This is a genomic window from Janthinobacterium sp. SUN206 (assembly GCF_030587305.1).
In the GTDB taxonomy this organism is placed as follows: domain Bacteria; phylum Pseudomonadota; class Gammaproteobacteria; order Burkholderiales; family Burkholderiaceae_D; genus Janthinobacterium; species Janthinobacterium kumbetense.
The window spans coordinates 809,685-830,156 of record NZ_JAPWIB010000002.1; the positions used below are offsets into that span (position 1 = coordinate 809,685).

Annotated in this window: 19 protein-coding genes, 2 tRNA genes and 2 pseudogenes; 11 read left to right on the forward strand and 12 right to left on the reverse strand. The window is 61.8% G+C overall.

Going from position 1 to position 20,472, the window contains the following annotated elements; translation table 11 throughout:
• Nucleotides 1–84: 84 nt before the first annotated feature.
• Nucleotides 85–426, reverse strand: coding sequence for a helix-turn-helix transcriptional regulator (locus O3300_RS16575; RefSeq protein WP_099668182.1), 342 nt, complete (start codon nt 424–426; stop codon nt 85–87).
• 106 nt (nt 427–532) lie between these two features.
• Here O3300_RS16575 and O3300_RS16580 point away from each other — a divergent pair, with 106 nt between their 5' ends.
• Nucleotides 533–1,621: an NADH:flavin oxidoreductase/NADH oxidase gene (locus tag O3300_RS16580; RefSeq protein ID WP_305053549.1), complete on the forward strand. Its 1,089-nt coding sequence runs from the start codon at nt 533–535 to the stop codon at nt 1,619–1,621.
• On the opposite strand, the gene O3300_RS16585 is transcribed toward O3300_RS16580, so the two are convergent.
• Nucleotides 1,615–3,102: an MDR family MFS transporter gene (locus O3300_RS16585; protein ID WP_305053550.1), complete on the reverse strand. Its 1,488-nt coding sequence runs from the start codon at nt 3,100–3,102 to the stop codon at nt 1,615–1,617. The genes O3300_RS16580 and O3300_RS16585 overlap by 7 nt on opposite strands.
• The gene (locus O3300_RS16590) at nt 3,099–3,557 is read right to left on the reverse strand and encodes a MarR family winged helix-turn-helix transcriptional regulator (protein ID WP_305053551.1); all 459 of its coding nucleotides are present in this window, start codon (nt 3,555–3,557) and stop codon (nt 3,099–3,101) included. Before O3300_RS16590 ends, O3300_RS16585 begins: the two co-directional genes overlap by 4 nt.
• 119 nt (nt 3,558–3,676) lie before the next feature.
• On the opposite strand from O3300_RS16590, the gene O3300_RS16595 reads away from it, so the two are divergent.
• Both O3300_RS16595 and O3300_RS16600 read left to right on the forward strand, forming a co-directional pair.
• Nucleotides 3,677–3,752, forward strand: a tRNA-Lys gene (locus tag O3300_RS16595).
• Between the two features lie 71 nt (nt 3,753–3,823).
• A tRNA-Lys gene (locus O3300_RS16600) sits at nt 3,824–3,899 on the forward strand.
• Nucleotides 3,900–3,999: 100 nt separating this feature from the next.
• Here O3300_RS16600 and O3300_RS16605 read toward each other — a convergent pair.
• From O3300_RS16605 to O3300_RS16620, 4 genes and pseudogenes are all read right to left on the reverse strand, one after another.
• The gene (locus O3300_RS16605) at nt 4,000–4,683 is read right to left on the reverse strand and encodes a PEP-CTERM sorting domain-containing protein (RefSeq protein ID WP_305053552.1); all 684 of its coding nucleotides are present in this window, start codon (nt 4,681–4,683) and stop codon (nt 4,000–4,002) included.
• 240 nt (nt 4,684–4,923) lie between these two features.
• Nucleotides 4,924–5,091, reverse strand: a pseudogene (locus O3300_RS16610) (transposase); the annotation flags it as partial.
• Nucleotides 5,092–5,221: 130 nt separating this feature from the next.
• Nucleotides 5,222–5,854, reverse strand: a pseudogene (locus O3300_RS16615) (IS5 family transposase); the annotation flags it as partial.
• Between the two features lie 235 nt (nt 5,855–6,089).
• Entirely contained in the window at nt 6,090–6,893 is an 804-nt protein-coding gene (locus O3300_RS16620; RefSeq protein ID WP_369812297.1) for a helix-turn-helix domain-containing protein, read from the reverse strand.
• Nucleotides 6,894–6,959: 66 nt separating this feature from the next.
• Here O3300_RS16620 and O3300_RS16625 point away from each other — a divergent pair, with 66 nt between their 5' ends.
• Together O3300_RS16625 and O3300_RS16630 are read left to right on the forward strand one after the other, a co-directional pair.
• Nucleotides 6,960–7,217 carry a hypothetical protein gene (locus O3300_RS16625; RefSeq protein ID WP_305053554.1) on the forward strand — a complete coding sequence of 86 codons (258 nt, stop codon included), beginning with the start codon at nt 6,960–6,962 and terminating at the stop codon, nt 7,215–7,217.
• Nucleotides 7,218–7,284: 67 nt separating this feature from the next.
• On the forward strand, nt 7,285–7,893 hold the full coding sequence (locus O3300_RS16630; RefSeq protein ID WP_289918915.1) for a YigZ family protein: 609 nt from the start codon (nt 7,285–7,287) through the stop codon (nt 7,891–7,893).
• A gap of 260 nt (nt 7,894–8,153) precedes the next feature.
• Here the strand turns inward: O3300_RS16630 and O3300_RS16635 are convergent, their stop codons facing one another.
• From O3300_RS16635 to O3300_RS16645, 3 genes are read right to left on the reverse strand one after another with little or no spacing between them, the layout of a single operon-like run.
• Nucleotides 8,154–8,759: a hypothetical protein gene (locus O3300_RS16635; protein ID WP_305053555.1), complete on the reverse strand. Its 606-nt coding sequence runs from the start codon at nt 8,757–8,759 to the stop codon at nt 8,154–8,156.
• Nucleotides 8,760–8,792: 33 nt separating this feature from the next.
• Nucleotides 8,793–9,182 (reverse strand): hypothetical protein, encoded by a 390-nt coding sequence (locus O3300_RS16640; protein WP_305053556.1) that lies wholly within the window; start codon nt 9,180–9,182, stop codon nt 8,793–8,795.
• 13 nt (nt 9,183–9,195) lie between these two features.
• Nucleotides 9,196–9,573 (reverse strand): nuclear transport factor 2 family protein, encoded by a 378-nt coding sequence (locus tag O3300_RS16645; RefSeq protein WP_305053557.1) that lies wholly within the window; start codon nt 9,571–9,573, stop codon nt 9,196–9,198.
• Nucleotides 9,574–9,835: 262 nt separating this feature from the next.
• On the opposite strand from O3300_RS16645, the gene O3300_RS16650 reads away from it, so the two are divergent.
• From O3300_RS16650 to O3300_RS16675, 6 genes are all read left to right on the forward strand, one after another.
• Nucleotides 9,836–11,236, forward strand: coding sequence for an L-cystine transporter (locus O3300_RS16650; RefSeq protein WP_251350914.1), 1,401 nt, complete (start codon nt 9,836–9,838; stop codon nt 11,234–11,236).
• A gap of 75 nt (nt 11,237–11,311) precedes the next feature.
• Nucleotides 11,312–11,488, forward strand: coding sequence for a histidine phosphatase family protein (locus tag O3300_RS16655; RefSeq protein ID WP_251350915.1), 177 nt, complete (start codon nt 11,312–11,314; stop codon nt 11,486–11,488).
• Nucleotides 11,489–11,518: 30 nt separating this feature from the next.
• Nucleotides 11,519–11,734: a histidine phosphatase family protein gene (locus O3300_RS16660; RefSeq protein WP_305053558.1), complete on the forward strand. Its 216-nt coding sequence runs from the start codon at nt 11,519–11,521 to the stop codon at nt 11,732–11,734.
• Between the two features lie 112 nt (nt 11,735–11,846).
• Complete coding sequence (locus O3300_RS16665; protein ID WP_305053559.1) at nt 11,847–14,360, forward strand: TonB-dependent siderophore receptor; 2,514 nt, start codon at nt 11,847–11,849, stop codon at nt 14,358–14,360.
• Nucleotides 14,361–14,380: 20 nt separating this feature from the next.
• Nucleotides 14,381–15,304 (forward strand): S-adenosyl-l-methionine hydroxide adenosyltransferase family protein, encoded by a 924-nt coding sequence (locus O3300_RS16670; protein ID WP_305053560.1) that lies wholly within the window; start codon nt 14,381–14,383, stop codon nt 15,302–15,304.
• A gap of 236 nt (nt 15,305–15,540) precedes the next feature.
• On the forward strand, nt 15,541–15,852 hold the full coding sequence (locus O3300_RS16675; RefSeq protein WP_305053561.1) for a hypothetical protein: 312 nt from the start codon (nt 15,541–15,543) through the stop codon (nt 15,850–15,852).
• Between the two features lie 99 nt (nt 15,853–15,951).
• Here the strand turns inward: O3300_RS16675 and O3300_RS16680 are convergent, their stop codons facing one another.
• Nucleotides 15,952–19,173: an efflux RND transporter permease subunit gene (locus tag O3300_RS16680; protein ID WP_099664991.1), complete on the reverse strand. Its 3,222-nt coding sequence runs from the start codon at nt 19,171–19,173 to the stop codon at nt 15,952–15,954.
• A gap of 3 nt (nt 19,174–19,176) precedes the next feature.
• A complete protein-coding gene (locus O3300_RS16685; RefSeq protein ID WP_077401247.1) occupies nt 19,177–20,349 on the reverse strand; it encodes an efflux RND transporter periplasmic adaptor subunit in 1,173 nt (390 codons plus the stop codon).
• Between the last annotated feature and the right edge of the window lie 123 nt (nt 20,350–20,472).

The window sequence follows — 20,472 nt, forward strand, 5'->3', positions numbered from 1 at the left end:
TCGCGCAACAGGCGCGCGGCTGAGGATTTACCGAAAGGCCGATATCATAGCCGAGCCTGAAAAATGGCGGGGCACGGCAGGCGGCTAAACTGTCGGCTTTTCCGCCTGCGGCGGCTCGGGCGCCAAGGGCTGCTGCGCCAGGATGGCATCCAGCAAGCCGGGGAAGCGGCTCTCGATATCGGCGCGGCGCAGGGTATTCATGTGCGTCGTGCCCGCGTTTTCCGTGTAGACGAGGCCCGCTTCGCGCAAGACCTTGAAATGGTGGGAAACGGTCGATTTCGGCCGTCCGCCATCAAGGTCGCCGCAAGCGGCCGCGTCGACGCGGGCCAGGTGGCGCACGATGTCGAGGCGGATGGAATCGCTCAGGGCGTACAGCACGCGCTCGAGGACGAATTCGCTGGCGGGAGGATGTTTGTGTGGGCGCATGAGCAGAATCATACAGCATGCGCTATACTAATTCCATTATTCGAATATTTACGAACTACCGAATCAGCATTCCCTGACATTTCCACCAACAAACACAAAGGCCACCATGTCCGCCCTCTTCCAGCCCTACACCCTCAAAGGCATCACCCTGCGCAACCGCATCGCCGTGCCGCCCATGTGCCAGTACATGGCCGTCGATGGCCAGGCCAACGACTGGCATCTGTCGCATTACGCAGGCATGGCGCGCGGCGGCGCGGGCCTGGTGATCGTCGAAGCGACGGCCGTGGCGCCGGAAGGCCGCATCACGCCAGGCTGCACGGGCATCTGGAACGATGATCTGGCGCAAGCCTTCGTGCCGGTGGTAAAGGCCATCAAGGCGGCCGGCTCCGTGCCCGGCATCCAGATCGCCCACGCGGGCCGCAAGGCCAGCGCCAACCGCCCCTGGGAAGGCGACGACCATATTGCCGAAGGAGACGCGCGCGGCTGGCAAACCATCGCCCCGTCCGCCATCGCCTTTGGCGGCGGCCTGCCGAAAGTGCCGCGCGCCATGGACCTCGACGATATCGCCCGCGTGCGCCAGAATTTCGTCGACGCGGCCATCCGCGCCCGCGAAGTGGGCTTCGAATGGCTGGAGCTGCACTTCGCCCACGGCTACCTGGCGCAAAGCTTCTTTTCCGCCCACTCGAACCAGCGCGACGATATCTATGGCGGCAGCCTGGAAAACCGCAGCCGCTTCCTGCTGGAAACATTGAAAGCCGTGCGTGAAGTGTGGCCCGAGCACCTGCCGCTGACGATCCGCTTCGGCGTGCTGGAATTCGACGGCCGCGACGAGCAAACCCTGCTCGAATCGATAGCCCTCGTGCGCCAGTTCAAGGATGCCGGCATGGATATGATCAGTGTCAGCATGGGCTTTACCATTCCCGATGTGGCAATTCCCTGGGGCCCTGCCTTCATGGGCCCGATCGCCGAGAGAGTGCGACGCGAAGCGGGCGTGCCCGTCTCGTCCGCCTGGGGCTTCGGCACGCCGGCCATCGCCGAGCGCGTCGTCAAGGAAGAGCAGCTGGACGTGGTGATGGTCGGCAAGGCGCACCTGGCCAACCCGCACTGGGCATATTTTGCCGCCAAGGAAATCGGCGTGGAACGCGCCTCGTGGACCCTGCCGGCGCCGTACGCGCACTGGCTGGAACGCTACTGATCATCCTTGACCGTCGCCGGATGCCCCTCCAGGGGCAGTTCCGGCAGGAATAGCAGGAAGACCAGCCCCACCAGCAGCAGCACGGCGCCGGCGCCGAACACGCTGGCAATCGCATGGCGGTACACCTCCACCGTCTGCACGGCCGCCTGCGCGCCCAGCGCCGAAACGGCTTCCACGCCATGCTGGTGCAGCTGGCGCGCAAGGATGGCGCCGGACGCCGTCACGCCCAGCAAGCCGCCCAGCGAGCGGAAAAAGGCCAGCATGGCCGTGCCCACGCCGCGGCGCGCCAGCGGCAAGGCATTTTGCACGGCGATCGTCATGTTCGGCATCACCAGCCCCAGCCCCGTGCCCAGGAAGAAGATGGCCGGCTCGATGATCCAGTAACCGCGCGACGTTTCCATGGCCCAGGCCAGCACGGCAAACGCCACGACCGCCACGGCCAGCCCCGCCACCTGCACCATCTTGTACTTGCCCGAGCGCGACAGCACCCGGCCGTTGAACATCGACGACGCCACCAGCCCCACCATCATCGCCACCGTCATGACGCCCGATTCGGCGGGACTGGTGCCCATCACCAGCTGGAAGAACAGGGGAAAGAAGACGCTGGCGCCCATCAGGCCCATGAACGTCATGGCCATCACCAGGCTGGCGATATTGAAGGTGCGGTTCTCGAACAGGTCGGGCGGCAGCACGGGTTCATCCACCCGCCCCACGTGGAACGCCAGCCAGATCCCCAGCAGCACGGCGACGCCGCCGCACACCTTGATGGCCAGCGCATCCCACGGCCACTCGGTGCCGCCCAATGCCAGCACCAGCAGCGCCGCCGTGACGGCGCCCGTCAGCAAGGCGGAGCCAAGATAATCGATCCGGTGCGCATGCGCGAGCGCGGGTTTGCGCATGGCGCGCGCGATGATGACGAAGGCGGCCGCGCCGACGGGAATATTGACAAAGAAAATCCAGTGCCACGACAGGGCGTCCGTGATCACGCCGCCCAGCACGGGGCCCAGCACGCTGGTGACGGCAAACACGATGGGCACCATGCCTTGCCGCTTGCCCCGCTCGGCGGGCGGCACGATGTCGCCGATGATGATCTGCGCCAGCGGCATGAAGCCGCCCGCGCCCAGGCCCTGGATGGCGCGGAAGATGATCAGTTCCGTCATGTTCTGCGCCAGCCCGCACAGCACGGAACCGAGCAGGAAAGTCAGCAAGGCCGTGAAAATCATGGGGCGGCGGCCGTACTGGTCGGCCAACTTGCCGTACAGGGGCATGGTGGCCGTCGAGGCCAGCACGTACGCCGTCACCACCCACGACAGGTGCGCCATGCCGCCCAGGTCATCGACGATGCGCGGCAAGGCCGTCGCGACGATGCTCTGGTCCAGCGCGCCGAGGCCCAGCACGGCCATCAGACCCAGGTAGGTGGCGCGCACTTCGCGCTCCGTCAATGGCGCCTCTGCGCCTGCGGGTGTGCCGAGGCCGCTCATGCCTGGCCTATCTCGAGCAGCGGCTGCATGGCGGCGGCCAGCGCGTCGACCTGCTGCGGCGTCAGGCGGGCGATGCGCCGCGCCAGCGCATCGCGGCGCCGCGCGCGCAGGGTGTCGAGGATGGCCAGGCCATGTGCGGACAGGTGCAGGCCGGAACGGCGCCGGTCCTGCGGATCGGGCGCGCTGCGCTCGACGAGACCCGCCTCTTCGAGCGACTTGACCTGCGCGCTGACGGTCGGCCCGCGCACGTTCTGCAGGCGCGCCAGCGCGGCCACGCCGATGCCGGGCTGCTCGTGGATCAGCGCCAGCAGCATGTACTGCATCATCGACACGCCACCTTCCAGCTCGCCCCCTTCGCGCTGCATGGAGCGCAGCAGGCGCTTGAACGCCGTGCGCAATTCATCGGACAGCGCCAGCGCGCGTTCGGGGATGGGAAGGTCTTCGGTAGTGGGCATGGAAATATATAAGTAGGTAGACTACCTACTTATATTAGTCCGCCCCCGAGCGTTGCGCAAGGTTTTTTCCATCCCCGCCCTTCCCAAAACCGCCATTGGCCGTCATAATAGCCGCCCTTGGGTCGTTAGCTCAGCTGGTAGAGCAGCGGACTTTTAATCCGTTGGTCGCAGGTTCGAATCCCGCACGGCCTACCAAGATTCAGTCGTCAGCATGGCAAGCATGTTGATACGGCACAGCGTTACCGCAGTAAGTAGTCAAAGTTTTTGGGTCGTTAGCTCAGCTGGTAGAGCAGCGGACTTTTAATCCGTTGGTCGCAGGTTCGAATCCCGCACGGCCTACCAAATACTTCAGAAAAGCCCACGAACCCGGTTCGTGGGCTTTTCTGTTTCCGCCGCATCTGCGCTAGCACACGACAGTCCTACATACCCCCTCCCAGGCATCTCAAGCCATATCAGATTTGGCGCCGCGGCGCCTTCTTGCCTGCAACCCAATCGCAACAATTCCGACAAGCAACATTCCATAGGTACTTGGCTCAGGAACGGGCGATACCAACGATCCATTCAAGACAATCTCACCAATGGCATATAGGGGCAGACCATTACCTATATTTTTAAAATCACTAATCGTTATTACATCCGTGGCAATTCCCTCCAGAGCCGTTCCGGCAAAACTGAATCCATTATTGCACAGGTTACTGCTGCATTTTGGTCCCCAGTTAGTCGCATTCAAGTATAGCGACTGATCGCCAAAGCTGATCTTTGCCCCCGACAAATTTCCAGCAGAGACATTTCCTGCGTGCAACATACTATAAAAATTCATCTCATGAATAATACTCTGACCCGACAAGTGCAAAGTAATTATCGGATTATCAGGGGAATAGATGAACTGGGTACTCTCAACGCCACTCGGAACTATTCCATCATTCAACGATCCTTTACCGCCACTGTAATCATAAATCAAATCCAATGTGGGATGAACTCGCGTTAGCGTTCCATCGTAATTATTATTCCAGTTCCCTGCATCCTTTGCACGCCCATTTTTTATATCATATGTGACAATTGTTTGAGCATTGGCAGAAGCGCATGTCAGTGCCAAAAAAATCGCCGCAACTCTCAAAAAATTCATAGTATACATTTCCTTATATTTACATTAACAAATATATGTTAGCTTAAATGAAACACACTATCAATTATTATTTCAACACTACCGATTTTTAAAAATACAACCTCACTTGATAGCTTCCACACACTCACTATCCTATCGCCGCAGGAAAATACTTCACTGAACTCAATTAAATACGATAATTTTCCAAAAAAATATGAATTAACCAAATAAAAAACAAACCTGGATTGAGACTTAGAACGCCTAACAAAACCTCTGAATGTATCTCCAGCAGATGAGTATGCAGGCAAGCGAGAGGAATGCCTGATGGATATCGGCACGGCGCTCGTAGCGGATGCGTAATCGGCGAAAGCGGTGCAGCCAGCTCATTGTGCGTTCGACCACCCATCGCCATTTACCTAAGTAATTCTCAGGAAATTATTGTGAATTTATGACGAACAGAACTGGATGCTATGCAAGGCGCCCGCTGCGACGCAGAGCGCCGGTTATGGAAGTCAGAAATCACAATAATTTATTGGGGGCTACTTAGGCGTTCGCGCGACTCAATGCCGTAGCGGGCTATGCGTGGAACGATGCCACGGCTGCGCAACCAGGCCCGATGGGCACGCGAAGCGTAGGCCTTGTCGGCATGCAGTTTGGCAGGACGTTTGCGTGGACGGCCAGCAAGACCTGCTACTGGAAGGACGGCTTCAAGCAGGGGAATGAGCATTCGGGAATCATGTACCTGAGCCCCCGATATGCTCGCCACCAGAGGCAGACCGCGTTGATCGACGAGCAGATGGTGCTTGCATCCGAGCTTGCCGCGGTCGGTGGGATTGGGGCCGGTATGCTGTCTGCCGAGGGGGGATGGCACGCTGGCCGAGTCGACACTGGCGCGTTCCCACTGAATTTGGTCGTATTTCCGCAAGTGCTGCAGCATGGCGTCATGGATGCGTTGCCACGTGCCGGTTTGTTGCCAGGTATGTAGACGCCGCCAGCAACTCATGCCGCTGCCGCAACCGAGTTCACGGGGAAGATATTCCCAAGGCAAGCCGGTCTTGAGGACGAACAGGACGCCGGTCAAGGCGGCACGGTCGTCAATGCGAGGACGCCCGCCTTTGGGAGAGCGACGATGTGCTGGCAGCAAAGGCTGAATCAGCGCCCACAGGTCATCAGGAAGAAGTGCTTTGGCCATGGCGCGGCCCTCGAAAATGATGTCAGGTAGGTTTGACCAGCATCGGTGCCCTTTGTTTCCGGGGACGACGTTTTGTTAGGTGCTATTACCCTCTCTCAAACGATCAAAAGACAAGCCGTCAAGCGTCAACATCGGAACAGCACAAGATCAGGAAGGACGAGGGATAGGGATCAAGTCCGGCATTCGCACACGATTTCAGCCTTGGCCGCCTCTATCAACAGCAAGGTGCGCTTTATCAAATACCGATATTGCTCGATTCACCGCCATGTCCGTCCCCATACCTCCCCGGCGTCACGCCCATCACGCGCTTGAACATGGCGATGAAGGCGCTGACGTTGTCGTAGCCCAGGTCCAGTGCAATCGTCGTGACGGGCTGGCCGGCGGCCAGCAACTCCAGGGCGCGCAGGATGCGGGCGCGCTGGCGCCAGGCGGACGGAGTAAAACCGGTCTCGATCGTGAAACGGCGCGCCAGGGTGCGCGGCGACACGCCGGCCCAGGCGGCCAGCGCTTCCACGCCCCGCTCGTCGGCAAGGTCATCGAGCACGGCCCGCGCCACGCGCAGCAGGCGCGGGTCCGTGGGTAGCGGCAAACCGAACGGCTCGTGCGGCGCGGCGGCGATCTCGTCGAGGATCACGCCTGCCACCCGGGCCTGGCGCGCGTCCAGCGCACCGTCGTTCCAGGCGCTGGCGCAGCCCACCGCCTCGCGCAGCAAACCCGAGACGCGCATCACGCACGGCGCGGCAGGCAAGCTGGCGCAACTGGCCTCGTCCACATACACGCTCCAGCCCGCAAACGGGCCATGCGAACGCAGCGCGTGGACGTGATGGGGCGGCATCCACACGCAGTGGCTGGCGGGCACCACCCACTGCCCATGATCGGCAGCCACGGAAAGCAGGCCACGCTCGGCGCCGAACAGCTGGCCGCTGGCATGGCGGTGCGGCGGCGTCACCCTTTCCTGCGGCTGGGACAAGCGCATGGCGCGCAGCGGCGATGGCGGCGACGCTGGAAAAATTGGCGGATTTGACGTATCGATAGTCATAAACAACGCAGGCAAGACAATCCGTCCATCATACAGTGGAATCTTTCCAACATTGAGGAGTGCACCATGCGAGCAGAAGACGTATTGCCGGATCAACAAAACCAGGGCCAGTTCAATGGCGTCACCGTACGCAAGGGAACGGTGGGCGCCTTCCTGGCGAATGCCCGGCTATGGCTGGATGAGGCCAGCAGCGACGCCGAGCGCAGCAGCGCCGAACGCGACATCCGCGACGCGCTGCCCGCCCTTCACGCACTGGGACTGTTCGACATCGTCCAAGTGCGCGATGCTGCGCTGCGCGAACTGGTATCGCCATCGGCCACGTAGGCGGCACTGGCTCGTCGCGGGCGCGCATTTCCTCTATCATGCTGCTTTGCCCGCCTTCGCAACCGCCATGCCGTTTACCATTGCCGCCCCCGTCCACAGCGAACTGATCATCAAGAAAAGCCGTTTCATCGGCTGCGTGCAACCGATGACGGACCGCGCCAGCGCGCAGCAAGTGGTCAACGATTTGAAGGCGCAGCATCCGGGCGCCTGCCATGTATGCTGGGCGCTGCTGGCGGGCGGGCAATCGGCGGCCGTCGACGATGGCGAGCCGAGCGGCACGGCCGGGCGGCCCATGCTCGACGTGCTGCGCCACCAGGACCTGGAAGGCGTGCTGGCGACCGTCGTGCGCTACTTTGGCGGGATCAAGCTGGGCGCAGGCGGCCTCGTGCGCGCCTACACGGACAGCGTGGCGCAAGCGTTGTTGCAGGCGGAAAAGACGGCCATCGTGCGCCAAAGGTCCCTGCGCTGCACGGTGCCGTATGCGATGGAAGGCATGCTGCGCCGCGAGCTCGACGGCGCCGGCGCCACCTTGCTGAACGTGGAACATGGCGCAGACGTACTGTTCGACTTCAGCCTGCCTGAAACGGCGGCCACCGCCCTGCTCGCCCACCTGCTGGAGGCGGGGAATGGACGGATACAGTGGCTGGACGCGCAGGATGGCGAGGATCAGCCATAATCAACTGCTGCAGCCTGGCGGACATGATGGACGGCGACAAGCGCCCCATGGAAAACATATCCGCTTGTGCAGGAATACGCTGATCCACCACCACGGCGAAATCGCCTTCATTCCCGGGCATATAATTTCCGCAGTCTGTACAGATGCCCGCACCGGCATGCCCGCTCGCCCACGCTGCATTGGCGTCCACCACATCTGTCCCACCATAATACAGATGCCACATGTGTTTTTTCATGGCCTTGCCTTAAAAACCACCATCGTCATGGATAGCGCTGCTCCTGATATCCATTCGCAAACACGTGAAGAATATTGTCCATCTGTCCGTCCACATAGCCGAACAGGATCTGATATCCGGTATGGTTTTCCTGGCCATGCTCTCTCTGCCGGACCACGATGGAATGGAGGCGATCATCCTCATACAGGTAATCGTAAGTCCCTTCGCCAAATTTTCCGAAATTAATGTCCTGCGCGATGCGTGCCCCGTCAAGAAAACTGAGCATGACATTCCTCAAGCTCCCTCCCGCATTGAAATGCACGCTTTTCAGTTCGCCGCGCTCATGAAAATAGAAACTCCTGTTGATGACGGCAGCAGATCCGCCATAGCTTTCCACCAGGATGACCCTGCCTTCCCCATCGAAATAGTAGACATGAGTATCTTTCAGCGTCGCGGGCAGCGACTTCAGCTCTTTTCCCGGCTTGAAGCCGGCCCTTTGGGCATCGAATGGCCTGACGTTACATAACGGCCCTTTGCTGATCTGCGTTCGCGCCACGCGCAGTTTGACGGCATCCACATACGTCGCCATGAAAAAGTCGGATTTCGACGCTATCGCGTGGAATTGCTCGCCCAGTTTTTGGATTGCACTCATGCTATATCGCTCCCGCTACGACACTTCCAGCAATCAAGCCTTGCGCGGGCGCTTGATCTGCAACAAGATGAAATGCGTCCACGCCAGCGCCGGCAGCATCATCAGCAACAACATCAGTCCGGCCGGCATGTCCGGCACGAAACGCACGAAGCAGGCGAGAAAACTGGCGATGGCCAGCCAGAAGCGCCAGTTGAACGCGTATGCCTTGCGCGCCACCGTCGCCAGGGCGATGCGCCAGAATTCCAGCAAGGCCCACAGGCCGCCCGTCAGCAGCAACGCGGCCAGCGCATTGGCGCCGGGGGCGTCGGCCCAGGTGCGCACCAGGTTGTACAGCAGCACGGGATAGCCGGCCGTGATGGCCAGGGTGGCCGGGCCGGCGGCGATGACAGCTTCCAACAGCTGCCCTTTGGAACGATGATCCACTAAATCTTGCTCCTCAAGCCACGACGCCGGAATGGGCGGCGATCACTTGCAGCGCGCCGGCCGCATTGTGCGCCCAGACGCGCGTAAAACGGAAGTCGCCATGCGTTTCCACGTCGTGATAGCTGCCCGTCAGTTGCATGCGCACGGAAACGACGGCCACGTGGCCGTTGACGCGCACATGGCGCTCGGAGGCGCGCAAGTCCGTGATGGTCAGCAAGCGCTGCTCATGCGCGGCCAGGTCCGCATGCTTGCTCAGCAAATGCCCCAGGTGATTGGTGAACAACAAGTCATCGGCCAGCAAATCTTTCAGTACCGCAACGTCGGAGGCCATCATGGCCAGGCGCAAGCGTTCTTCCGCATCGAGTACCTGCACTTCCGTTAAAGCATTCATCTTTTTCCTTGAAATAATTGGCACGATATTAATAAATAGGCAAAACATGCTGGCATGAAATCATGTTTTTCACAATCCGCCGGAAGACTTATGCCTGTGGAGCATATTCATATAGCGTAATATTCGCAGCGGTATTGCGCAAAACGCCACCATAGTACTGTACAGTGCTTGCCCTTTCGCCCGGGGCAAGAACGAAAGTTACTGGTAGCAAAGTTCCACGCGCTCTCCGCAGTCTCGAATAAAACCAAGATAAGGCCCACTTATGGCAATTAACATCATTCTGAACCTGCTCGTTGCGCTGATCGTCTTCGCCTTCATGTTCCACCAGCAACGCAAACACGCGACGTTTACCGTGCGCGTCTTCACGGGCCTGGGCCTGGGCGTGCTGCTCGGTGCGGCCGTACAGTGGCTGTACGGCGCCGGCTCGCCCATCATCGCCGGCACCAATGAATACATCGACATCGTCGGCAGCGGCTACGTCAAATTGCTGCAAATGATCATCATGCCGCTGATCATGGTATCCATCATCTCCGCCATATTGAAACTCAAGGACGCGAGTTCCCTGGGCAAGATCAGCGCGCTGACCATCGGCACCCTGCTCATCACCACCACGGTCGCCGCCGCGCTGGGCATTTTGATGGCCAAGCTGTTCGGCCTGACGGCTGTCGGCCTGACGTCGAGCGCCGCCGAAGTGGCGCGCGGCGTGCAGCTGCAAGGCTCGCTGGAAACGGCAAAGGCCCTGTCCCTGCCGAAACTGCTGGTCAGCTTCGTGCCGACCAACCCCTTCCTCGACATGACGGGCGCGCGCAAGACGTCGACCATCGCCGTGGTCGTGTTCTCCATCTTCATCGGCATCTCGGCCACGGGCATCGCCGCCAAGAAGCCGGAAATTTTCGCATCCTTCGAAAACTTCATGAAAGTGGCGCACGCCATCGTCATGCGCATGGTCACCCTGGTGTTGCGCCTGACGCCGTACGGCGTGTTCGCGCTGATGTTTGAAGTGGTGGCCTCGTCGAGCTACACGGACATCTTGAAATTGATCAACTTCGTCGTCGCCTCGTACAGCGCGCTGATCTTGATGTTCCTCGTCCACCTGGCCATCATCGCCGGCGTGGGCCTGAACCCGCTGCGCTTCGTGAAAAAAGTCTTCCCCGTGCTGGCCTTCGCATTCACCTCGCGCACCAGCGCCGGTTCGATCCCGATGAGCGTGCAGACGCAAACCCAGCGCCTGGGCACGCCGGAAGGCATCGCCAACTTTGCTGCCTCGTTCGGTTCGACCATCGGCCAGAACGGCTGCGCCGGCATCTATCCCGCCATGCTGGCCGTGATGATCGCCCCCACCGTCGGCGTCGATCCATTCACGATCAGCTTCCTGCTGCCCTTGCTGGCCATCATCACCATCGGTTCCGTCGGCGTGGCCGGCGTGGGCGGCGGCGCCACGTTTGCCGCCCTGATCGTGCTGTCGGCGATGGACTTGCCCGTCGCGCTGGCCGGCTTGCTGATCTCCGTCGAACCGCTGATCGACATGGGCCGCACGGCCCTGAACGTGAGCGGTTCGATCACGGCCGGCACCGTCACCAGCCGGGTCATGGGACAAACCGACCTGGCCGTCTACAACAGCGACGACGCGCCCGACCTGGACGAAGCGGAACACGCCGCCTAGGAAGTTATCCAGCGCCGTGCCTTGCCGCCTCCCTCTATATTGATTGACAATAAACATGGAGGAAGGCGCAAGGCGATGAAACAGAAATGGCCGCAGCACATCTGGATCGTGCGTCACGGCCAAAGTGCCGGTGACGTGGCGCGCGATGCCGCTGAAGCGGAAAAACAGTTACTGATCGCCATCGCCGAGCGCGATGTCGATCCCCCCCTCTCCCAACTGGGCGCGCGCCAGGCGCAAGCCCTGGGCGACTGATTCGCCCCCCCTGAACAACAGGCAACTGTCGTGCTGTACTCGCCCTACATGCGGGTGCAGCGGACAGCACAAGCCGTGCTGGCGCGCATCGGTGCGGACAGCCTCCCCTGCGTGGTAGCCGACGAGCGCCTGCGTGAAAGGGAGTTCGGCATCCTCGACCGCTGGAAGCGGCCGGCACACAAGTCACGGCCCAGCCCGACATGCCGGCCGCGCCGAAATCCTGAGCGCGGGGTCATAACGGCATAAAAACAACAGCATAAGCATATCCAGAAAGAATCGTTAGCGCCGGCGGGCGCCTCCCTTAAGCTCATGGCAACTGTTTCCACACCGACACTAATCGAGCCCAAAGGACACCGCCTTGCATCCGCGCCATTCATCCGCCCCCGCCTCCCTTCCCGCCACGCCCCTGCGCGCCATCGTGCTGGCCTGCGCCATGCTGGGCGCACCGTCCGCCTGGGCCCAGGACGCGCAAGCCACCGCCGGCACAGGCGCTGCCGCTGACACGGCCGGCGCCGACATTGACCAGGTCACCGTCGTCGGCTCGCGCGCGCGCAACCGCACGGTGTTCGACAGCAGCGTGCCCATCGACCGTTTCGGCGCGCGCGAAGTGAGCAATGCGCTGGCGACGGGCGACGTGGGCGCGGCCCTGCAAAACCTGTCGCCCTCGATCAACTTCCCCCGCATCGAGTCGAGCGGCGCGTCGGACTCCGTGCGCGGCATCCAGTTGCGGGGACTGGCGCCCGACCAGGTGCTGGTATTGATCAACGGCAAGCGCCGCCACACGAGCGCCGTGCTCGACACGGAAAGCAGCTTTGCCGGCACCGTGCCGGTGGACATCAACGCCATTCCGCCGAACGCCATCGACCATATCGAAATCCTGCGCGACGGCGCCGGCGCCCAGTACGGCAGCGATGCCGTGGCGGGCGTGATCAACATCGTGCTGAAGAAGGCCCGTACGGGCGGCGCCGCGTCCATCAGCTATGGCGCCAACCACACGCATTTCGACCCGACCGATCAAACCCTGATGGATGGCCAGACCGTCATCGTCAACGCCGACTATGGCGTGCCTCTGGGCGACGCGGGCTACTTCCGCTTCGGCGCGGAAACGCGGCACCGCTCGCCCACGGAACGGGCCGGCCCCAGCGACGCGGGCTGGACTTCCTACAACTTCACGCCAGCCGACCAGGCGCTCGACGGCAAGGTGGTGTTCAAGTCGGGCGACTCGCGCCAGCGCAACCACTATCTGTTCTACAACACCCAGCTCACCCTGGATAACGGCCTGGACCTGTACTCGTTTGCCACCCTCAACGAGCGCACATCGGACGGCAGCGCCTACTTCCGCTATCCGGGCGACCCGTCGAATGTGCCGGCCCTGTATCCGAACGGCTACCGTCCCGTCACCAACGGCGACAAGCGCGACCTCAGCATCGTGGCCGGCGTGCGCGGCAGCTGGGGCGAGTGGAACTGGGACGCCAGCGCGCGCCACGGCAGCGACCGCTTTGACTACGGCGTGAGCCACTCCGTCAACGCCTCGCTGGGCGCGGCCAGCCCCACGCGTTTTAATTTGGCCGGCTTCGACTTCCGCCAGAACGCCTTGAATCTCGATGCCACGCGCAGCATCGACATCGGCTTGCCCGCCCCCTTGAACCTGGCGGTGGGCGCCGAATGGATGCGCGAAACCTACACCAGCTCGGCTGGCGACCCTGCCTCGTATGCGGCCGGCAGCTTTACCGATGCGCCGCCGGGCGCGCAGGCAGAACCGGGCTTGCGCCCATTGGACGCCTACGACGGCAGCCGGCAAATCCGCTCCGTGTATGCGGACGTGGAAAGCGACCTCACGCCACGCCTGCTGGTAGGCGCCGCCGCCCGCTATTCCCACTACAGCGACTTCGGCAGCGCCAGCACGGGCAAGCTGTCGACGCGTTATAAAGTGACGGACAACTTCCTTGTGCGCGGTTCGCTGTCGAACAGTTTCCGCGCACCGGCCCTCGTGCAGACGGGTTTCCGCTTCGCCACCCTGAACTTCAATGCCGATGGCACAGCCCTGCAAACGGCGGCCCTGCTGCCGGCCAGCGCCCCGCTGGCGCGCAGCTTCGGCGCGCAACAGCTGAAACCTGAAAAATCGACCAACGTCTCGCTGGGCCTGGCCTGGAAACCGGCCACCGCCACCAGCGTGACGGTGGACGCCTACGTGATCCGCATCCGCGACCGCATCACGCGTTCGAGCGACTTGCAAAGCGACGCCGTCACGGCCTACCTGGCGGCGAATGACCGCAGCGACATCCAGTCCGTGGCCTACCTGGCCAACCTGCTCGACACACGGACCAAAGGCCTGGACGTGGTGCTGAACCACGACCTGGCGTTCACCTCAGGCAAGCTGAACCTGAATGCGGCGCTGAACCTGAACAAGACCAGCCTCGACAAGGTACGCCAGAGTTCCGCTGCGCTGGCCAACATCGATCCCAGTCTGACCCTGCTGACGGAGACGAGTTTGTTCCGCATCAAACATGCGTCACCCTCCAGCAAATTAATCCTCGGCGCCGACTGGCAGGCGGCCGGCTGGGGCGTGCAGGCGCGCGCCACGCGCTTTGGCGAGCTGAAAGACTTTTCGTATGACAGCGATGCGCCCTTGATCGACGGCATCCCCGCACAACGCTTCGGCGCCGTCTGGTCGCTGGACCTGGAAGGCCAATTGAAACTGAGCAAGCAACTGACCTTGAGCGTGGGCGGCAACAACATCCTCGACCGCTATCCGCAGCGCGTGCGGGAAACGAATAACGCCACGTATGGCGGCGCCCTGCCCTACAATTTCATCAACCCCATCGGCGTCAATGGCGCGTACTTTTACGCTAAATTAAGCTACACATTCTGACACTGGATACAAAGGAAATCATGATCATCAAACGCCTCTCCCACCTCGTCGCCGGCACCTGCCTGAGCGCCCTCCTGCTGTCGTCCGCCCAGGCCGGCACGCCGCTGGTGCTGATGACGGACTTCGGCACGGCCGATGGCGCCGTGTCGGCCATGCATGGCGTGGCCTATGGCGTCGATCCGCAGCTGACCATTTCGGACCTGACGCACCAGATTCCCGACTACGATATCTGGCTGGGCGCCTACCGCTTGTACCAGACGGCCAACTACTGGCCGGAAGGCACGGTATTCGTTTCCGTCATCGATCCGGGCGTGGGCACGGCGCGCAAGTCGGTGGTGCTGAAAACCAAGGGCGGGCGCTACTTCGTGGGGCCGGACAATGGCCTGTTCACCCTGATCGCCGAGCGCGACGGCGTGGCCGAACTGCGCGAAATCGATGAAAAGGTCAACCGCCTGGCTGGCTCCGCCGAGTCCTACACCTTCCATGGCCGCGACGTGTACGCGTACGTCGGTGCGCGCCTGGCGTCGGGCGCCATCAGCTATGAACAGGTGGGTCCGCAATTGCCGAGCGAATCCGTGGTGAAGATCGCGTATCAAAAGCCTGTACGCGATGGCAACACGATTCGCGGCATCGTGCCCGTACTGGATGTGAAATACGGCAATGTGTGGACGAACATTCCGAAATCCCTGCTCGACGAGTTGCAGGTAAAACTGCACGACCCGCTGCAAGTACGCATCTTGCACAAGGGCAAGCAAGTGGCCAAGGTCACGGCGCCGTTCGAGCACACGTTTGGCGGCGTGGCCAAGGGCAAGCCCCTCGTCTACCTGAACAGCCTGCTCGACGTGGCCGTCGCCATCAGCCAGGGCGACTTTGCCGCCAAGCATCACGTCGAGTCGGGCGTGGATTGGGAAGTGGAAGTGAGCAAGGCCCCTGCCGCCAAATAAATCGTCTTGCGCGGCCAGGACGTCCTGTCCTGGCCCACCCCGTATCCCTTGCGGATTTGCGCTGCGTCAAACGCAGCGCGCTCCCTATCTCCGCCAGCACCGCGCCTGTGCAAGTCCGGTGAACCAGTACCGGCCCGCCTACTCTAAACCTTGCAAGCGATGCCAGCCTTGCTCCAGATACGCAATCTGGCGAGGCATGCGTTTCCACGACAGTCTTTCACTGAAAAGGAACAATCATGACGGCTCCACTCCTGACCACCAGCAAGCTCGTCCTCGGCAGCGCCATCGTCTGTGCGCTGCTGGGCGGTTGTAACAAGCGCAACGATACCAGCACCACCGCCACGCCCGCCGCCACCGCGCCGGCAACGCCGCCCGCCACCAGCGGCACGTCCGGCACCACGGGCACGACCAATCCGGACGCCACCACGCCGGCCACGCCAGGGATGGCACCGGGCACCACCACCAACCCCGATGGCACGACCACCCCGCCCTCCACCACGCCGCCTGGCAACGGCACAGGGACCACGCCGCCACCGCGCAACAGCTAGCGCGCCGCATCCTGGCCAACCGGGCAGGCAAAAAAAAGAGCCTTCCGCGGAAGGCTCTTGAAATACCACGGCGCAGCGCAAGCTGGCCTTGGCCCGGTTTTACTTTTGCAGGCTGACCGACGTCGCCTTCGGCGTGCGGCGTCCCATCAGGAACAGCACGGCCTTTTTCAGCATGCGGTAGGCGAAGCGCACCAGCAGCAGGGTCAGCACGCACTCGATCAAGGTCAATAGCATGGCTACGGCCACGGGCATGCGCGCAGCGCGGCGGTGGAACTTGGCTACGGCGCCATCGCGGGCGATTTCGATGCTGTCATAGAAGGTCGGCACGACCAGCAGGGTCAGAATCGTCGAGGTGATGGTGCCGCCGATGATGGCGATCGCCAATGGACGGTAGAACTCGCCGCCCTCGCCCAGGCCCAGCGCCACGGGGAACATGCCGGCGATCAGCGCGAACGTCGTCATCAGGATGGGGCGCAGACGCATGCGGCCCGCATACATCAGCGCGTCTTCGCGGCCATGGCCCTCTTCCTCGCGCTTGCGCGCCGCGTCCAACAGCAGGATGGCGTTCTTGGCGACCAGCCCCATCAGCATGATGATGCCGATAAAGCTCATCAGGTTGAGGGTGTTATTCGTGATCACCAGCGCCACCACCACGCCGATCAAACTGAGCGGTAAGGACATCATCACGGCCACCGGCGCGGTGAAGGAACCAAACTGCATCACCAGGATCAAATACATCAGGCCGATACCCATCACCAGCGCGATCAGCATTTCCGTGAACAGCTCTTGCTGATCCTGGCCGGCGCCGCCCAGCGCCAGGCCGTAGCCGGGCGGGAAGTCGATGGAGTTGGCCAGTTTCATGGCGTCGCTCGTCACTTCGCCGTTCGAGCGGCCTTGCGCATTGGCCGACACGGTAATCGTGCGCTTGCCATTCTTGTGTTCGATGCCGGAAGGGCCCTTGCCCATGGTGATGGTGGCGATCTGGTCGAGCGGGACCATTTGCGAAGTCCCCGTCACGCTGATCGGCAGGCGCTCGATGTTTTCCGATGCCACGCGGTCATCGGGATGCAGGCGCACGGCCACGTCGCGCGTTTCGCCCGTCGGATCGACCCAGTCGCCCACTTCCACGCCGGCGAAGGCCACGCGCAACGATTGCGCCGCGTCATTGACGGAAATACCCATCGAGTTGGCCAGGCCACGGTTCAGCTCGATCTGCAGCTCGTTCTTCGGGTCTTGCTCGGACAGGCCCACGTCGACGGCGCCGGGAATGGCACGCAGCTTGTCCATATAGGCATTCGTGATTTCCATCAGTTTGCGCGAATCCGGGCCCGTGAATTCCACCTGGATCGGTTTTTGCGAACCGTTGCTCAAGTCATCCTGCACCACGTATTCGGCGCCCACCAGGCGGGACATCTTTTCGCGCAGCTCGACGGCGATTTCCTTGGCCGAACGCTTGCGGGTATTGCGCTTGCCGATGTCGACATAAACGCGTCCGCCGCCTGCATTGATGGAACTGTTGGTATCCTTGGTTTCAGGCAAGGTACGCGCCAGCACGGCCGCCGCTTCCAGTTTCAAACGCGAATACTCGATGCTGCTCGACGATGGGGTGCGCACATTGATCATCAAGTTGCCCGAATCGGATGCTGGCAGGAAACTCGTGCCGCCATGCGTAGCGTGCAGGACGATGGCGCCCACCAGGCTGCCGAAGGCGATCACGGCCATCCAGCGGCGATGATGCAGGGCCCAGGCGATCACGCGGCCATAGCGGTCGGCCTGGTGGTCGAACCAGTGATTGAATTTTTCCAGTACACGGCCGATGCCTTTTTTCGGTGCCGAGTGTTCCTCGACCGGGTCGCCCCAGTAAGCCGACAACATCGGGTCGAGCGTAAACGAGATGCCCAGGCTGACGAGCACCGAGCACGTCACCGTCAAGGCAAACGGACGGAACCATTCGCCGGAGATGCCGGGCATGAACGCGACGGGAATGAAGACGGCGATGATGGAGAAGGTCGTGGCGGCCACGGCCATGCCAATCTCGGCCGTGCCTTCCAGCGCGGCCGTGCGGCGGTCCTTGCCCATTTGCATGTGGCGCACGATGTTTTCGCGCACGACGATGGCATCATCGATCAGCACGCCAATGGCCAGCGACAAGCCCAGCAAGGTCATGAAGTTCAGGGTAAAGCCGCACAGCCACACGGCAATGAAGGCGGCAATCACGGATGTAGGCAGGCTCAGCGCCGTGATCAGGGTCGAACGCCACGAGTTCAGGAAGGCGTAGACGACGAAAATCGTCAGCACGGCGCCCAGCACCAGCGATTCGATCACATTGTTCAAGCTATGCTGGGCGTTTTCGCCGCCGTCGCGCGTCACTTGCAGGATCGTGCCTTTCGGCAAGGTCTTGTTGATTTCCGCCACCATGTCGCGGATCTTGTTGGCCACGCTGACGGTGGAAGCGTCGCGCACGCGGGTGATCGAAATGCCCACGTTGGGCTTGCCGCTGCGCATGCTCAGGCTGTTGACTTCGGCAAAGCCATCTTCGATGGTAGCCACTTGCGCCAGGCGCACGATTTCCTCGCCGCGGCGCTTGATCACCACTTTTTCGAAGTCGCTTGGCGACTCGATGCGGCCCACGAGGCGGATGCTTTTCTCGTCCAGGGTGCCGCGCACCTTGCCCACGGGCGCATTCGTGTTCTGGTTGCGCAAAGCGGTGACGACGTCGCTGACGGAAACATTGTATTCACGCAACTTTTCCGCCCGCAGCAGCACGGACAGTTCGCGCTTGAGCGAACCGCCCACGTTGACCAGCGCCACGCCATCGACGGTGCGGAAGCGGTCCGACAGCACGTCCTCGGCCAGGCGCGAAATTTCCGCATGGCTTTGCGTATTCGACGACAGGGCCAGCTGCATGATGGGCTCTGCAGCCGGATCGATGCGCTGCAGGATAGGTTCGCGCATTTCCGTCGGCAACTTGTAGCGCACGGCGGCAATCGCATTGCGGATATTGTCGGACGCTTCGATCAAATTGGTATTGAAGGAAAACTTCAGGAAGATGCTGGCCGAACCTTCATTCGAATCGCTGTTGACTTCGGTCACGCCGGAAATGCTTTGCAAGGACTTTTCCAGGCGGTTCACCACTTCGCGCTCGACCGTGTCGGGCGACGCGCCAGGGTAAGGAATGCTGACGACGATGAACGGTACTTCGACGTCCGGGTTCTGGTTGACGCGCAATTTCTTGAGCGCCAGCAAGCCGACGCACATCATGGCCAGGATCAGGACGATGGTGGCGGTGGGCCGCTTGATACTGAAATCGGAAAGGAACATGGCTTAGTTTCCTTTACCGGCAACGGCGGTGCTGCTGCTGGCCACGGCGGCGGCTGGCACGGCCTTGGCGGCCGTCAATTCCACTTTCTGCCCATCCTTGAAGGTCGAGCCCGGCGTGCGCAGCACGGTATCGCCGCTGGCCAGGCCGCTTTGCACTTCCCACTGGCCCGTGCGCACGTCGCGCGCGCCGATGCGCAAGTTGACTTTATGCAAGGCCTTGTCCTTGACTTTCCACGTGTACGTGACGTCGCCCGCCTTCACCAGGGCCGAGTCGGGTATCATCAGCGCGCTGACGGTTTCCGTCTCGATGCGGCCTTCCGCATACAGGCCGGCCACGCGCGGTTGTTCCTTGTCATTGAAATCGACGAGCACGGCCACCTGGCGCGTGACGGCGTTGGCGGCCGGATCGACGCGGCGCACCTTGCCCGCGAAATCCTGTCCCGGATAACCATTGATGCGGAACAATACCGGCTGGCCCACCTTGACGACGCCGATCTTGTCGGCCGACACCAGGCCTTCCAGGCGCATGCTGGTTGGATCGATGACCTTGATCAATTCCTTGCCGATTTGCGCCGTATCGCCATTCGATACCTTGCGCTCGCTCACGATGCCGTCGAACGGCGCGCGCACGAGGGTGCGCTGCAACTGCTGGCGCGCTTGCACGGCGCGGCTTTTCGCGGCGGACAGATCGCTTTGCGCATTGTTGCGGCGGATTTCCGCGTCTTCCAGCGCCTGCGTCGACGTCATGCCCGAAGCGCGCAGGGTTTTCATGCGCTGGAACATGCGTTCGGACTGCTCCAGCACCTGGCCGGCGGCGCGGCTGGCTTCCTCGGCCGAATTGAGGCCGTCGCGGATGGACGTTTCGTCCAGGCGCACCAGCACGTCGCCCCGCTTGACGATTTCACCATTTTCCTTCATGACCTGGATCACCACGGCCGATACTTCGGCGCGCAAATCCGCGTTGCGCTCAGGCTGCACGGAGCCGGTAATGACCGGCCCCGACGCCAGCGCATTGCTCTGGATGGTCAGCAAGTCTTCCGGGGACACGAGCAAATTGGCGGCAGCGCCCGCCTGTTCCTTGGCATTCTTGCCGCCCTTGCCGGGATCTTTGGACTCTTTGCCGCAGGCGGCCAGGGCAGAAGCGATTGCCAGAACAAACAGGGTTTTGCGCAACATGGGTAATTCTCCGGATAGATAGCACCACTACCGTTCCCGCGGCCCGGATAGGGCTGCGAGCGATAGCAAGCATAATATTTTTATTAAAACCACAAGCGCCAAAGTATCCATGAGCGCATCCGG